The organism is Emticicia sp. GW821-FHT11C11, from assembly GCF_058808615.1.
Window position 1 is genome coordinate 878,425 of sequence record NZ_JBXARV010000001.1, and the last position, 15,079, is coordinate 893,503.

Consider the following 15,079-nt stretch of genomic DNA (forward strand, 5'->3'; position numbering starts at 1 on the left):
AAACAAAGGGGCTGTTTCAGTCCGAATCAGGGATTTACTTATTTTAAGTATTTGCTCATGTTGTCCACATCTTTGCTGATTTGAGCCGTAAGCTCGCTGAATGTGGCATGGAAATCGCTCAAAGTTGTTTCAATTTTCACCACGGCATCAGAAATCTCCGCCTGCATTTTTTCCATGCCCGTCTGGTGTTCCTGAATTTCCTGTGTCAGTCTGGCAATTTGTTCGCCTTTCGCTTTTATGGTAGCCTCCATATCGGCAATGGCTTTTTCTTTATTGCCAATCTGTTTCTGGCGCTGCAAATTGACAGACTCCTGAAACTTTGAGTCTTCCGATTGCAGCACTTTCAGATAGAAATTGGCCGACTCTGTTAGTTTCTGAGGACTTATACCCATAGCCTGAGCTGCGGCATACGCAGAAAGATAACGGGTGGGTTCATCCATGGGCATCTTCGACAGCGTCTGCAACGACTTTTTAAACTCCAGATAGTCGAAACCTTCCTGATTGTTAGCTTCCATGGCCCCAAACAGAATGTCGTAAAACTTCTCTGTGGCTTTGCCTTCCGGCGTGGTGCTAGCCACCGGGGCGGCGCTGGCAGATTTTTCGGCCGGGTTGGCTTGGGTCGACGTATCGGTTGAGGCCTCTCCCGCAGGGGCCTCAACTACAAAAATACCCTTTAGTTTTTTAAGAAAATCGCTCATTTGTAATGCTGATGCTTTACTTTTAGTTTAAATCAGATAATTAATTGCTACTTTGATTTTAATCTTTCGATCAATTTCGATTCAAATTTTGAGGGATTACCAGAATTGTACAAATAATATCACATGACATAAGGGAAACGCGGTGTCGAATGGTTAAATTTAATGATGATTTTTGGAAACTTTTTAATCCGGACGGTTTTTGTGTAAATATTCACCCGGAATAGGAGCGTTGTATGTAGCACAGCTTCAGGCAGATGTATTGACAGTAAATGTTTTCAGGAGAGCCTGTCAAAAGTTTGTTAGCGCCGAAATTTCTGTGCTCAGGTCTGAAAATTAATTCATTTGCCAATGCATAACTTAACTCAAACAATTATAAATTTGTAAAGATTTTTTGTTGTATAAGCAATTATGAGATACACAAGGTTTTTCTTATTCACCCTGACAATCATTGCCGTTGGAGCCATTATGGCTTTCAACTTCAATCCTTTTTCGAATAAAGTAGATTTCAATACTGAAATCAAACCTATTCTGAACAAGCATTGTGTGGCGTGTCATGGAGGTGTAAAAAAAGCCGGTGATATGAGTTTCCTGTTTTCACAGGAGGCCATCAATACAAAAGGGAAGTCGGGCAAAGTTGCCATCATACCGGGTGATGCAGAACATTCGGAGTTTTATAAACGTCTGCTCACCAACGATACCGAAGAGCGGATGCCTAAAGGCAAAGACCCGCTAAAGAAAGAAGAAATTGAAATTTTAAAAAGATGGATTGAGCAGGGTGCTCCCTGGGGTGATCATTGGGCCTATCAGAAACCCGAAAAACCAGATGTGCCTTCGGTGGGTGGTTTTTTTGCCCGTTTAGGTTTGTTTGAAGACGACGAAACCCGCTTTGCCAAAAATGAGATAGATAATTTTGTAGTAGCTAAGTTAAAAGAAGAGGGGCTGTCGTTTTCAAAGCAGGCAGATAAAGGAACGCTATTACGCCGGGTTTATCTGGATTTGACCGGCCTGCCTCCAACCGAAGAAAAATTACAAGCCTTTTTGAACGATACATCTGAAAAGGCTTACGAAAGAGTAGTTGACCAGTTACTGACTTCTCCTGCCTACGGCGAGCGTTGGGCAGCCATGTGGCTCGATCTGGCCAGATACGCCGATACCAAAGGGTATGAAAGAGATGTTTACCGGAATATCTGGCGGTACCGCGACTACGTTATTAAAGCCTTTAATGAAGATAAACCCTTCGACCAGTTTACTATTGAACAGCTGGCTGGTGATTTGTTGCCGAACGCAAGCAATGAGCAACTGATAGCTACGGGTTTCCATCGGAACACCATGAACAACGATGAGGGAGGAACAGTGGATGAGGAGTTCAGAGTAGCGGCAACTATCGATAGAGTGAATACTACCTTTGATGTATGGCAGGGCACAACCATAGGCTGTGTGCAATGCCACACGCACCCGTACGACCCCTTTGTGCATGATGAATATTACAAACTGATGGCATTTTTTAACAATGCCCGTGATGAAGACGTAGTGAGTGATACCCCTTACCTCAGATTCTATAATCCGGAAGATTCGACGAAGATAGAAGAGGTGAAAAACTGGATTCTGACTAAGGGAAGAAATGAGAAAGATTTTGAGAAGTTTGTGAAGGTTCTTGAACCGAAATTCAACTCGCATGATGTGGAACCGCTTTCTGCCGGTACTTCTTCCCTGCTTGATGCCAAATATCTGGGTTTACAGCATACTGGTTATGGCCGGTTAAAAGGTGTGACCCTGACCGGAAAAAACAGATTGGTGATGAATTTCAACACCGGTACTGAAAAAGGCGTGCTGCATATCAAAGATGGGAAAGTGGACGGGAATGTGATTCTGACTATCCCGATTTCTCCGGCACGAGATACGGTAATGTTTTATCCGCTTCCTAAGCTGGAAGGTAAACATGACCTCTACTTTACTTTTACTAATCCTAAAAAACCAAAAGACTGGCTACAGATAAAATGGTTGTCGTTTCAGAATGCCTTTGGTGAAGGCAAAGAATATGAGGCCATAGAAACACGATACAAAGAACTATTAAATGCCAAGGCCGATTTTACCCCGATCATGAGTGAGGGTGAAGGTGATTTGGCCCGCAAGCAGCGTATTTTTGAACGCGGTAACTGGCTGGTGCACGGTAAGGAGGTAAAACCTGGTGTACCAAAGTATCTGTCGAAAATGCCGAAGAACTACCCGGGTAACAGACTCGGATTGGCTAAATGGCTGGTTGACGGGAACAATCCTCTCACGGCTCGTGTGGCTGTGAATCGTTTCTGGGAACAGATATTCGGCATGGGCATTGTTGAAACAGTAGAAGATTTTGGAACACAGGGTTTTAGTGCTACCCACCCCGAAATGCTGGATTACCTTGCTGTTACCTTTCAGGGTGATATGAAATGGAGTGTGAAAAAGCTACTGAAAATGATTGTGATGTCTGGTACTTATCAGCAATCGTCAGAAGTAAATAATAAATTACTGGAAAAAGACCCTTACAATCGGTATCTGGCACGCGGGCCTAGAATCCGGCTAACGGCAGAGCAGGTGAGAGATCAGGCACTGCTTGTCAGTGGACTGTTATCAAAGAAGATATATGGAAAGAGCGTAATGCCCTATCAACCGGACGGGCTGTGGCAGTCGCCCTGGAATGGAGAATCATGGAGGCTTTCGCAGGGTGAAGATAAATACCGCCGGGCTATCTATACATTCTGGAAACGTACTGCTCCATATCCGTCGATGATGTCTTTCGATGCACCAAGTAGGGAATTCTGCCAGTTAAGAAGGCTTCGCACCAATACACCTTTGCAGGCATTGGTAACCCTCAATGACCCGACTTACGTAGAAGCCGCACAGCAGCTGGCCAGAAACATGATGAAAAAAGGAAAGACTCCCGAAGAACAGATTCAGGCAGGCTTTAACCTGATTATGATGCGGAATATTGATGATAATAAACTGAAGATTCTGACGAAACTTTACAGACAAACCGAGCAGGAATATACCAGACATCCTGTAGAAGCCTATAAGTTCTTCGGCAAGTCTGATGTTACGCCCAAAATGGCTGCCTTAGCCGTTACAGCCAATGCCATGCTGAACCTGGACGAGATTGTAACCAAAGAATAACAGATAACAAAGACGGTAAACAGTAACGATTATATTAAAATCGGAAGGTTTCTGACATATAATCCAATTTTAATCGTTCTTTAATCGGTTTTGAATAGTCTGGCTGATTCAGTTTGCTGACAAAGCCGTAAATTGTGAAAATTTTACCCTGAATATAGAATGCAACGTAGAGCAGCCCTAAAAACTTTTGCCCTAAGCATTGGGAGTACCCTTGTTTTACCTTCGTGGGCAAATGCCTGGAGCAAAGAGACTCTCCATCAGTCAACTTCTACTCTGTTGGCTTCGCAAGAAGCACTTCTTGCTGAAATTGTTGACACAATAATTCCGAAAACAGATACTCCCGGCGCTAAAGACCTGAATGTAGACAAGTTCGTTGCGTTAATGGTAGCCGATTGCTATGATGCTAAGGCACAGGATGTCTTTTCTAAAGGTTTATTGAACGTAGAAGCCATTGCCGGAAAAGATTTTTCAAAATCATTTATCGAGGCTGATCCGAAACAAAGACTGGCAGTTTTGAATAAAATGGCTAATGCCGACAATGAAACTGATAAAGGCTTCATCAGATTAGTGAAAAACATAACCATACAGGGCTATCTGAACTCTGAATACGTAATGACCAACCTGAGAATCTATGAATTTATTCCGGGTCGCTATCATGGTTGTGTGCCTGTAAAATCATAATAACCCTATTTGAAATTTTCTTATCATGTCATATTTTAATATAGATGCCGTTAAGGCGCAAACTTTTGACGCCATCGTTATCGGCTCGGGTATCAGTGGCGGTTGGGCGGCTAAAGAATTAACCGGTAAAGGTTTAAGAACATTGGTGCTGGAGCGCGGCCGTGAAGTGAAACACGTAACCGATTACCCCACAACCATGATGCAACCCTGGGAGTTTGAGCATCGCGGTCAATTGAAAAAAGAAGTAAGAGATGCCAACCCCATTGTAAGCAAATGCTATGCTTTTTATGAGGCAACGCAACAGTTTTTTGTAAAAGATGCCGAGCACCCTTATGTGCAGGAAAAACCATTTGACTGGATCCGCGGATACCAGACAGGTGGAAAATCTTTACTATGGGCACGCCAGACCCAACGCTGGTCGAAATACGATTTTGAAGGCCCTGCCCGTGACGGTTTTGCAGTAGAATGGCCAATCGGTTATGATGATATTGCTCCCTGGTATAGCTATGTAGAGAAATTTGCAGGTATTTCAGGTAATAAAGATGGGGTAGCCAGCTTACCAGACGGCGAGTTTCTGCCACCACATGAAATGAACTGCGTTGAAAAGTATTTCAGCCAGCAGGTAGCTAAGAACTATAACGACCGCCACATTATCATGGGTCGTTGTGCGCATATTACAGAGCCTAAAAAAATACACCTCGATCAAGGAAGAGCCAAATGCCAACACCGCACTATCTGTGAACGTGGTTGTCCTTTCGGAGGTTATTTCAGTAGTAATGCTTCAACGCTTCCGTGGGCTGCCAAAACTGGTAAAATGACGCTACGCCCCGATTCGGTAGTGCATTCAATCATTTATGATGAGAAAAAAGGCAAAGCAACCGGTGTAAGAGTGATAGATTCGAACACAAAACAAATGACCGAGTATTATGCCCGCATTATATTTGTCAATGCTGCGGCCTTAAATTCTAACCTGATATTGTTGAACTCAGTATCCAGCCGTTTCCCGAATGGTTTGGGCAATGATAGTGGTTTGTTGGGTAAATATGTAGCTTTCCACAATTATACTGCTACCATTAACGCAGAATACGAGGGATTTTTAGATACTACCACTGATGGTCGTCGTCCGAACTCACCATATATTCCTCGTTTTCGTAACGTGTTCAAACAGGAAACAGATTTCTTACGGGGTTATGCTTCGGGTTTTCAGGCAGGCAGATACATGCGAGACGACAGAAGCGGTATGGGAGAAGACCTGAAAAAAGGTTTGCTTAATCCTTACCTGAATAACGTATGGAGTGTAGGCTCACACATGATGGGAGAGACCATACCAAAAGAAAGCAATTATGTAAGATTGGATAAATCGAAGCTTGATCCTTGGGGAATACCACAGTTGAGCATTTCGGTGGATTATGACGATAACGACCGCAAAATGGTGAAAGATTTCTTTGAGCAATTGACAGAGATGTATACCAAAGCTGGTTTCAAAAATATCCGTACCAATGATTCAAACCGTACACCGGGGCTGGATATCCACGAAATGGGTGGCGTTAGAATGGGCAAAGACACTAAAACCTCATTGTTGAATAAGTGGAATGCCCTGCACGAATGCAAAAATGTATTCGTGACTGACGGTGCATGCATGACCTCAACCTCAACACAAAACCCATCACTTACTTACATGGCTCTTACTGCCCGCGCAGCAGACTACGCCGTAAAAGAATTGAAGAAAGGGAATTTGTAAGAGTTTTCCAAAATAGAATTTGTATGATGTATTCAATCCCGTAGGGATGTTATATCAGTAGAAAATTGGTAGAAACAGATTTAAATCCCGTAGGGATAGTATATTAATGTATCGTCCCTAAAGGGACTAAAAAAAGCCTTGTACGTTTAAATGGACAAGGCTTTTTTATATATACTAATTCAGATTATCAATATCCATACCATTCCGCCCACCAGGCCTGCAATTGCCTACGTATCTCGTTTTCTCTGGCATTGTTACTGGGTTCATATAATTTAGTGCCTTTCAACTCATCGGGTAAGAAATTCAATTTGGTGAAATTACCCTCAAAATCATGCGCATATTTGTAGTTTTTGCCGTAACCAATCTGTTTCATCAGTTTGGTAGGTGCATTGCGCAAGGCTAAAGGCACAGGTAGGTGAGAGGTTTTCTCTGCCAAAGCAATGGCATTTTCAATAGCCATATAGGAGGCGTTTGATTTAGGCGAAGTAGCCAGATATATAGCCGTTTGTGAAAGGATAATCCGGCACTCAGGATACCCGACAGTCTTCACTGCCTGCATACAATTATTGGCCATAATTACTGCTGTTGGGTTAGCGTTGCCAATATCTTCCGAAGCCAGAATCAGCATGCGGCGGGCAATAAATTCAGGGTCTTCTCCGGCAACAATCATACGCGCCATCCAATATACTGCTGCATTCGGGTCTGAACCCCTCATTGACTTGATGAAGGCTGATATGATATCATAATGCTGCTCGCCTGATTTATCATAACGGGCAATGTTACGCTGCGCCACTTCCTCCACCAAATCATCGGTAATCACAATAGGTGAATCCGGTGGGAAGGAAAAACTGATGATTTCAATCAGATTCAACAATTTTCGTCCATCACCGCCTGAAATGCGCATCAGTGCATCATACGATTCCACTTTTATATCTCTTTCTTTCAGGGCGACATCCTCTTTTATGGCTCTGTCTGTCAGTTCTTTTAATTCTTTTTCACCGAATGATTCCAGAATATATACCTGACAACGCGACAACACCGCACTGTTTAACTCAAAAGAAGGGTTTTCTGTCGTAGCGCCAATCAATGTAATCTGTCCTTTTTCAACCGCCAGCAATAGAGAATCCTGCTGTGATTTATTATAGCGGTGAATCTCATCTATAAACACAATAGGGGGGAATAAGCCTGTTGCCCTACCTATCACCTCACGTAATTCTTTTACCCCTGAACTAACCGCATTCAGCTGGTGAAACTGTCTTTTAGTAGTTTCGGCAATCAGTAAGGCCAGTGTGGTTTTACCCGTGCCGGGAGGCCCCCACAGAATCATTGATGGAACCAGATTGGCTTCAATGGCTTTGCGAAGAGGTTTGTTCTTCCCTAAAATATGTTCTTGCCCGATATATTCATCCAGCTTTTTCGGACGCAGGCGTTCGGCTAATGGTGCTGTCATAAGATTACTGTTATAAGTTTTGTATATGGGATATTAGTAGCATTCTTTCTTAATTTTTCTAAAAAAGAATTTGCAAGACAAATATACTTCGCTTCTTGGAATTGTAGAACCACTCCTCTATTTTTACCCATTGGAAAACAAAACCTGATTAGCTTCAACCTATGGCAAAGAAACAGAATTCTACAGAAGTGACAGAAGAATCTAACCCGGGTACACCCAGTTTCAAAAACGTAGAACCCCTTAGTTTATTTACTGATTTTGACATTAATCTTTTCAAAGCAGGTAAGCATTATCGCTTATATGAAAAGATGGGGTCGCACGTAGTTGAAAACCAGGGTGTGGTGGGTACTTACTTTGCTGTCTGGGCACCTAATGCCCGGTATGTATCAGTGATAGGAGGTTTTAACGGTTGGGAACGTGGATCGCATCCACTAACATTACGTTGGGACAGCTCAGGGATATGGGAAGGATGGATTCCGAACATAGGTAATGGCGAGGTTTACAAATATTTTATAGCTTCTAATACAGGCGAAGATATGGAAAAGGGCGACCCTTATGCTTTGCATTGGGAGATACCGCCTAAAACTGCGTCGGTGGTGTGGGATACCTGGTATGAATGGCAGGATAAGGAGTGGATGCAAACACGCCATCGTCATAATGCACTAAATGCACCGATATCAGTTTATGAACTGCATCTGGGCTCATGGCAGCGCGATCCGTCAGATCCCGAGCGCAAACTTAGTTACAGAGAAATAGCCAATTCTCTGGTGCCTTATATAAAAGAAATGGGTTTCACACATGTGGAGTTCATGCCTGTCATGCAGCACCCGTACGAGCCATCGTGGGGTTATCAGATTACCGGCTATTTTGCAACAAGCAGCCGTTTTGGTACGCCTCAGGATTTTATGTATCTGGTAGAACAGTTACATATAAACGAAATCGGAGTTCTGCTAGACTGGGTACCTTCACATTATCCGAACGACCCGCATGGAATTTACCGGTTTGACGGCACCTCTTTATATGAACATGAAGACCCCAGACAGGGCTATCATCCCGACTGGAAGAGTTATATCTTTAATTACGGTCGCTTTGAAGTGCGCTCATTCCTCATAAGTAATGCTTTGTTCTGGCTGGATATATTCCATGCCGATGGCTTAAGGGTAGATGCCGTGGCTTCCATGTTGTATCGTGACTACTCGCGCAAAGCCGGTGAGTGGGTGCCTAATATGTATGGCGGCAGAGAGAACATGGAGGTAATATCGCTTTTAAAAGAACTCAATGAAGAAATATACAGGAGTTTCCCTGATGTGCAAACTGTAGCTGAGGAATCAACCGCTTTTCCGGGTGTTTCAAGGCCGGTTTATAATGGAGGTTTAGGTTTTGGTATGAAGTGGATGATGGGCTGGATGCACGATACCCTACGTTATTTTGCCAAAGACCCGATGTACAGAAAATGGCATCAGAACGATATAACGTTCAGCATGGTATATGCTTTTTCTGAAAATTTCATGCTGCCGCTCTCGCATGACGAAGTAGTTTATGGCAAGGGGTCATTGATTGAAAAAATGCCTGGCGACCAATGGAGGAAATTCGCTAATCTGCGCTTACTGTTTACCTTTATGTTTACCCATCCAGGGGCTAAGCTATTGTTTATGGGCGGAGAATTTGCTCAGTATGCCGAGTGGAACTTTGAGAAAAGTCTTGACTGGCATTTGCTGGAGCATCAACCTAATAAAGGAGTAAACGAACTGGTAAAAGATTTGAACCGGCTTTACAGAGGCGAGGCGGCTTTATTTGACAAGCAGTTTTCGGCCGAAGGGTTTGAATGGATTGATACCAGTGACCGCGAAAATGCAGTGATAGTATATGCCCGCAAAGGTTTCAATGAAAAAGATACGGTAATTATAGTGCTCAACTTTACTCCGGTGCCTCGTTCGCCCTATAGAGTTGGTGTTCCGGCGGCAGGTACTTATGAAGAAGTATTTAATAGTGACAACCAGAAATACTGGGGCACAGGTGTGTTGAATGGTAGTGTAAATACCGGGCCAGTGCCGTTGCATGGCAAAGAAAACTCTATTGAAATCTCATTGCCGCCATTGGGTGGAGTAGTTTTCAGACTCAAAGCATAACCCATAATTGGTTCTGAAACTTTGCACGAACCATATAAATGAAAAGAGTCCGGCTTTCCACTCAGGAAGCCGGACTCTTTTTTTATAGACTTAATTTAGTGACGGATTCTGCGGGGTTTTAGGCATAGTTGATCGCGAAGTGAAAATCAGAGTTAATATGATGGTACCCAGAACAATCAGCAGTGTTAATTCAAACTGGGTATCGGATGCCGAACCCAGCACAATTTTCTGAGATGTTTTGTTTAGTTTTTCTCCTTCAGTAATCTGTATGTTCGACAGATGATTCAGCGTATTAAGTACCCCATAAAAAGCTTCGTCCAATATATGCTTCACGTTTTCCGCATTGCTGAATTCAGCCTGATAGATGTGTTTTTGTTCCAAAGTTATTCCATGATCTATCTTCTTCTTAAAATCCTTAAACAGAACTTCTTCGGTAGGCGTCAGCCTGGTTTTTTCATAAGATACTATTAATGACTCTATGGCACGGTTATGCACCTTTATTTTGTCTTTAATATGAACGATATCTTCTTTGGTAGTACAATCATCAACCAGCAGCTTTTTTCTTGAAAGGTGGTTCGATAATTCATAGATATAACTTTCAGCCATCAACCGGTCTTCATAAACTGCTGAGAAGCTATCGCCCAGTTCATTAAAATGGCGTTTATCTGATACATTCTTGATAAATAAAAAAACGAAAATGACTGTCAGAACCATGGCAGCTTTCATTTTTTGTTCGATACTATATGCCCATTTCATATTGGATGATTTTGACGATTCCTCTGATAAATTGATTTTATACAAATATAAGTAAAAATAACTATATTTTATTTAACGTCTGGAAGTAGAATTTGGTATAAAAAAGCAAAAAGGAGCCATTTAATAGCTCCTTTTAAACTCTTCTTTGTAGAACCGACGACTCTACTTTGTATTATTATATTTCTTTACCATTTCAAGCGTATGCTGCATTGACTGTGGACTGCTCCATGACAAATGCCCGGGTATAATATACTTCGGTGCCGGATATTTTTTAATGGCGCGTGTCAGAGAATTTTCCCATTCCGGTACATTGGCATCAGATAAATTGCCAACGTCTGTACTTTCGGTACTTTTTATGAAACATCCGCCATAGAGTACTTTGCCTTTTTCAAACCAAACCATAATGTTGTCGGGACTATGCCCATGACCGGGGAAGTAAGTCTTAATCAAATATTCTCCAACATTGAATGTGGTATCTTTTGCAAAACTATATTCGGCAACCTGCTCGTCGTGTTCCAGACATAGTTCCTGTGTTAAACGACTGGAATAGGTTTTAATACCCCGTTCTTTTAATATTTCAAGGCCTGCGGTTCTGTCGGCATGAAAATGGGTAGAAATACTCATAATTACTTTTTTTCGGTGTCTTTTCTCAATGCTGTCCAGCAAGGGCACCATCTGGTTTTCATCCCAGGGGGTATCAATCATTACTACCCCGTCTTTCGTAACTACATACATGCTGTTGGCAGGGTAGAGTGTTCCTTTGTAATCGTTATAGGTGATATAGACGTAGAAGTCTCCGGTTAAATGTCTGATATCCAATCGGCTGACCTGGCTCCATGACTGAAAGCTTATAAATAAGATAATAAAAGAAAGGAACATTTTGATTGTTTTCATTAGCACGATGCACGTTTATAGATGATTGAGAATTTACTTGTTTTTAGGCTGGAAATACGTCTCGGGGGTTTCTCCAGTAAAAGCCCTGAAGTCGTGTATGAAATGCGCCTGATCGAAATAGCCTGCCTCCAAGCCCAGTTCGGTTAATGTTTTTTGGTCTGTATGGCTTTTCAGCAGAGTATTGAAGCGCACAATGCTGGCAAATTTTTTGGGTGATGCCCCCACAATTTTCCTGAATCGTTTTTCGAGCGGACTTTTGCTGGTGTATAGTTGTTGAGCCAGGTCGCTTATTTTAATGTTTCCTTTTGCTTCCTGAATATGATAAATAGCCGTCTGGATAAGTTTATCTGTATAAACAGGCTGCAAACGTGCCATCAGAAATTGTTCTATGATTGCAATGCGCTGTGCATGTGACGGCGCTTCCGACAGTCGGTCTTCTATCTCATTCAACTCAGACTGGCGCATAAAATTCTCTAAAGACACACTTTCGCCAAATAGCTCATTCATGGGTACTTTAAAGAAATAAGCTGCCCCGGTTTCATTAAAATATACCAGCACCGTTCCTATGTTCTTTGAGCTTTTAAATAGTCTGAATTTATCCTGTAAGCCGGTTATGCCGGCTGTATTCAGTCTTGTTTCTTTAGCATTCTCGATACTAACCAGATTACCACTGTATTGAAAACCCATTACCATACCTGTAACGGGAAGCACCTTATACGCCGATTCCTCCGTAGATTCTGAAATCGCCAGTAGCTTTACGTAAGGTTTCAGTGCATCACATGGTATGAAAGTGGTAAAACTCATGTTTCCAATTTATTAGTCAATTTCGTCGGCTATTCTACTGGCAAACGCTTTAAATCGGTCAATGGCCTGGTCAATGATTGCTTTTTCCTGTTTGGTTAAAGAATAAACCGGTACAACCTCAATAGTCATACTTTTGTTTTTTGTAGTTCGCTGCCATGAACCCACAATCACTCCGTCGATAACTACCATTCGGTTGAAAGCAAAAACGGCTTGTCCGGCATTCACGTCTTTAACGGGAAGTATAGCGTCACGGTTTTTATAGGCAATACCATATTCATCATAATCCGGCATCAGGAACGAATGCCCGGGATGTGTTATCTCTTTTGTACTGACAGGAGCATAGATGTATTCCTGCCCGTCTGCCTTTGTTCTGATAAAATCAGATGACAGGTTCGCTATACCAACCCGGGCATCTTTTGCTGTCAGTCCTGACCACCACACAAAATCATTTATAGTGGCCGGACCCCGGCTTGTAAAATATCTTTTAACCAATTCGGTCAATGCTTCTTCCTGCGTCAGTGGTTTGGTAGGAGCAACCCGCTCGTCAATTAAGGCATAGGTAAATTGTTTACCTTGTCTTGGGCCGCTGCAAATGATACCATCTAACTCAGCCTGCATCATCAGACAACTTAAGCCTACACCATCAACTACAATTCCGGCTTCAACAAAGGCATCATTTAATACAGGGCGCGTGAGGAACTTCCCTCCCTCCAATTGTTCAATGATAGTATCATTGCACTGAGTGAACACGGCACTATCCAGCCCGTTTTTTCTGTATTGATAAGCATTAAAGGCATGCACACGTGGGGCTGTCAACGCCAATAGCCATCTGATATCGGCCGGAGATACAAAATGCCAGGTAGGGCGCATCAGGTGAGTACGGAGTATCTTTCCGTCGTTAAAGGCCTGTTCAATGGCTGCTTCGCTTACATGAGTTGCGCGAAGGGCGATAGCCCATTTTGCCATGGCATATTCCTGTGCCTGCATGGCTACCATACACGATACCACCTCCTGAGGTTCAGTAAATTTTGGTTCACTGATTTGCTGGTTATAAAGCCGGTAAGTTATGATTTCAGCCTTTGTCATCAAGTTAAGAACCTATCCTAAATTGTTGTATTCAAACCATCTTTTAATACGTAAATTTATGAATCTTTTCAAATAAACCTCATTGATAAACGTATTTGACCAATTATTAAATCGCTGGCATTGCACACCCAGATAAAACAGATAAATACATTCGCCGAGCATAGGTAAAATGCGTCTTTCTTCGTCGCTTAGGGGTGTTACAGACTCATAACCTTTCAGAAAACTTTCAGCCTTACGTTTGTATTCGTTCTCGTCAGCTTCGGTGCTATATATTTGCATGATATAATAGCTGATGTCGTAGCAAAGCCATCCATTACCGCAGAAGTCGAAGTCGAAAATAGTTATTTCCTTTTCATCCAGAATGTTCAGGTTGTCAAACCATATATCCATATGTACTACTCCTTGCCTTAGCTGGTTGGTATTTACCTTTTTCAGTTGCTCATACAGATAGGCCTGTGTTTGTCTGATAAATGCTACTTCCGGCGACTCATCAGGTAGAAAACCAAAGAAATGCTGCAGTGAATCAAACAATAGTTTTTCAGGCGTATAAGTGACTCTTTCTAACGATAGGTTATGTGTTATCTGATGAAAACGAGCCATTATTTCTCCGATTTTATAATGCAGTTCAGAAGAGAAACTCAATACTTTTTCACCCGGGGCATAAGAGAACATAACCCCGTATCTGATGCCTTCCGGTGCGTTAAGAGACTGAATGTAATGATTCTGTGTATCTGCTACAGGATAAGAAACCGATAACTGATGTTCTTTCAGCAGATTCAGCAGTCTGATTTCTTCACTAATATCCTGAGTTGTCCGCCAGTTAAGGCTATATACCCTGAAAACATATTTCTGTTCCTGATCAGTAATCAGATATACATGGTTGATTCCGGTTTTTATGAGGCGGCAGGTAGTATCATGGCCGAGCTTATATTTTTCCTGTAAAAATAGAGCCAGGTGGTTTTCGGAAAGTGTTGAAGTGATAACAGGAAAATGATTCATTGATTGCGCTAATTATTAAAATAGGGTGGAGGTGAAATTGGTAAAATCAGGATTTGCTTTGCCGTTGCATCAATCGATTGAGCCTGATCCGGTTATATTGCTGCAAAAAGATAGGGTAAAGGTTATATACTATATTCATGATGCTTATGCAAATGCCCCATCCCGGTAGTTCTTCAACGAAGGCATAAATACTGATACACAGAAAAAAGATAAAAACCATATAATGGAATTTTTCATTGACATAAGATTTGGCCATTACCTTTCTGAAAGATTGCCTGTTTTCAACATACTTATATTGTGGATATTGACTCTTGATGAAGCAGTTTACCAGGTCGCCGTCTTGCGTATATTTTTTGATGACTCTGATACCTATTCGTCTGTATATATGTTGACGGGTACTGAGTTGAAATTTAGAAAGCAAGGCAGCAGGCACTAAAAGAACCAGACCACTTGCGCCCAGAAACCAGTATAAGAGTAGAAGGGGTACATACTGATAACAGAAATAAACAACAGGGGTAAACGACAGAATAGACCAGAAAAAATTAATCAGCTGGTTATAAAAAATAGCTTTTTGCTGAATCTGTTTGTGTTCTGTATTCATCAGATAACTATGAAGAGGCCATTAAACAAACGAAAAACCCATTCGTGTTGAACGGGTTTTTCTATATCCGTCTTCAGATGCTTGCATCTG

Annotated in this window: 12 protein-coding genes; 4 read left to right on the forward strand and 8 right to left on the reverse strand. The window is 42.1% G+C overall.

Going from position 1 to position 15,079, the window contains the following annotated elements:
- Positions 1-38: 38 nt before the first annotated feature.
- Positions 39-698, reverse strand: a complete 660-nt coding sequence (locus AC1RRY_RS03720; RefSeq protein ID WP_492817962.1) for a hypothetical protein — start codon at positions 696-698, stop codon at positions 39-41.
- A 408-nt stretch (positions 699-1,106) separates the two neighbouring features.
- Between AC1RRY_RS03720 and AC1RRY_RS03725 the strand changes: the two genes are divergently transcribed.
- The 3 genes from AC1RRY_RS03725 to AC1RRY_RS03735 all read left to right on the forward strand — a co-directional run bounded on the left by AC1RRY_RS03725 (position 1,107) and on the right by AC1RRY_RS03735 (position 6,270).
- Positions 1,107-3,848 carry a DUF1553 domain-containing protein gene (locus tag AC1RRY_RS03725; RefSeq protein WP_492817961.1) on the forward strand — a complete coding sequence of 914 codons (2,742 nt, stop codon included), beginning with the start codon at positions 1,107-1,109 and terminating at the stop codon, positions 3,846-3,848.
- A gap of 159 nt (positions 3,849-4,007) precedes the next feature.
- Positions 4,008-4,529, forward strand: a complete 522-nt coding sequence (locus AC1RRY_RS03730; protein ID WP_492817960.1) for a gluconate 2-dehydrogenase subunit 3 family protein — start codon at positions 4,008-4,010, stop codon at positions 4,527-4,529.
- Between the two features lie 25 nt (positions 4,530-4,554).
- The gene (locus tag AC1RRY_RS03735) at positions 4,555-6,270 is read left to right on the forward strand and encodes a GMC oxidoreductase (RefSeq protein ID WP_492817959.1); all 1,716 of its coding nucleotides are present in this window, start codon (positions 4,555-4,557) and stop codon (positions 6,268-6,270) included.
- 187 nt (positions 6,271-6,457) lie between these two features.
- Here AC1RRY_RS03735 and AC1RRY_RS03740 read toward each other — a convergent pair whose 3' ends face one another.
- Positions 6,458-7,720 (reverse strand): replication-associated recombination protein A, encoded by a 1,263-nt coding sequence (locus tag AC1RRY_RS03740; RefSeq protein WP_492817958.1) that lies wholly within the window; start codon positions 7,718-7,720, stop codon positions 6,458-6,460.
- A gap of 161 nt (positions 7,721-7,881) precedes the next feature.
- On the opposite strand from AC1RRY_RS03740, the gene glgB reads away from it, so the two are divergent.
- Positions 7,882-9,849: a 1,4-alpha-glucan branching protein GlgB gene (gene glgB, locus AC1RRY_RS03745; protein WP_492817957.1), complete on the forward strand. Its 1,968-nt coding sequence runs from the start codon at positions 7,882-7,884 to the stop codon at positions 9,847-9,849.
- A gap of 90 nt (positions 9,850-9,939) precedes the next feature.
- Here glgB and AC1RRY_RS03750 read toward each other — a convergent pair whose 3' ends face one another.
- The 6 genes from AC1RRY_RS03750 to AC1RRY_RS03775 form a co-directional block, all read right to left on the reverse strand.
- A complete protein-coding gene (locus AC1RRY_RS03750) occupies positions 9,940-10,605 on the reverse strand; it encodes an MCP four helix bundle domain-containing protein (protein ID WP_492817956.1) in 666 nt (221 codons plus the stop codon).
- Between the two features lie 162 nt (positions 10,606-10,767).
- Positions 10,768-11,484 (reverse strand): BlaB/IND/MUS family subclass B1 metallo-beta-lactamase, encoded by a 717-nt coding sequence (gene bla / locus AC1RRY_RS03755; RefSeq protein WP_492819280.1) that lies wholly within the window; start codon positions 11,482-11,484, stop codon positions 10,768-10,770.
- A 48-nt stretch (positions 11,485-11,532) separates the two neighbouring features.
- Positions 11,533-12,303, reverse strand: coding sequence for a helix-turn-helix domain-containing protein (locus AC1RRY_RS03760; protein ID WP_492817955.1), 771 nt, complete (start codon positions 12,301-12,303; stop codon positions 11,533-11,535).
- A gap of 12 nt (positions 12,304-12,315) precedes the next feature.
- The gene (locus AC1RRY_RS03765; protein WP_492817954.1) at positions 12,316-13,389 is read right to left on the reverse strand and encodes a winged helix DNA-binding domain-containing protein; all 1,074 of its coding nucleotides are present in this window, start codon (positions 13,387-13,389) and stop codon (positions 12,316-12,318) included.
- Between the two features lie 12 nt (positions 13,390-13,401).
- A complete protein-coding gene (locus tag AC1RRY_RS03770) occupies positions 13,402-14,388 on the reverse strand; it encodes a phosphotransferase enzyme family protein (protein WP_492817953.1) in 987 nt (328 codons plus the stop codon).
- Positions 14,389-14,434: 46 nt separating this feature from the next.
- Complete coding sequence (locus tag AC1RRY_RS03775; protein WP_492817952.1) at positions 14,435-14,989, reverse strand: glycosyl-4,4'-diaponeurosporenoate acyltransferase CrtO family protein; 555 nt, start codon at positions 14,987-14,989, stop codon at positions 14,435-14,437.
- Between the last annotated feature and the right edge of the window lie 90 nt (positions 14,990-15,079).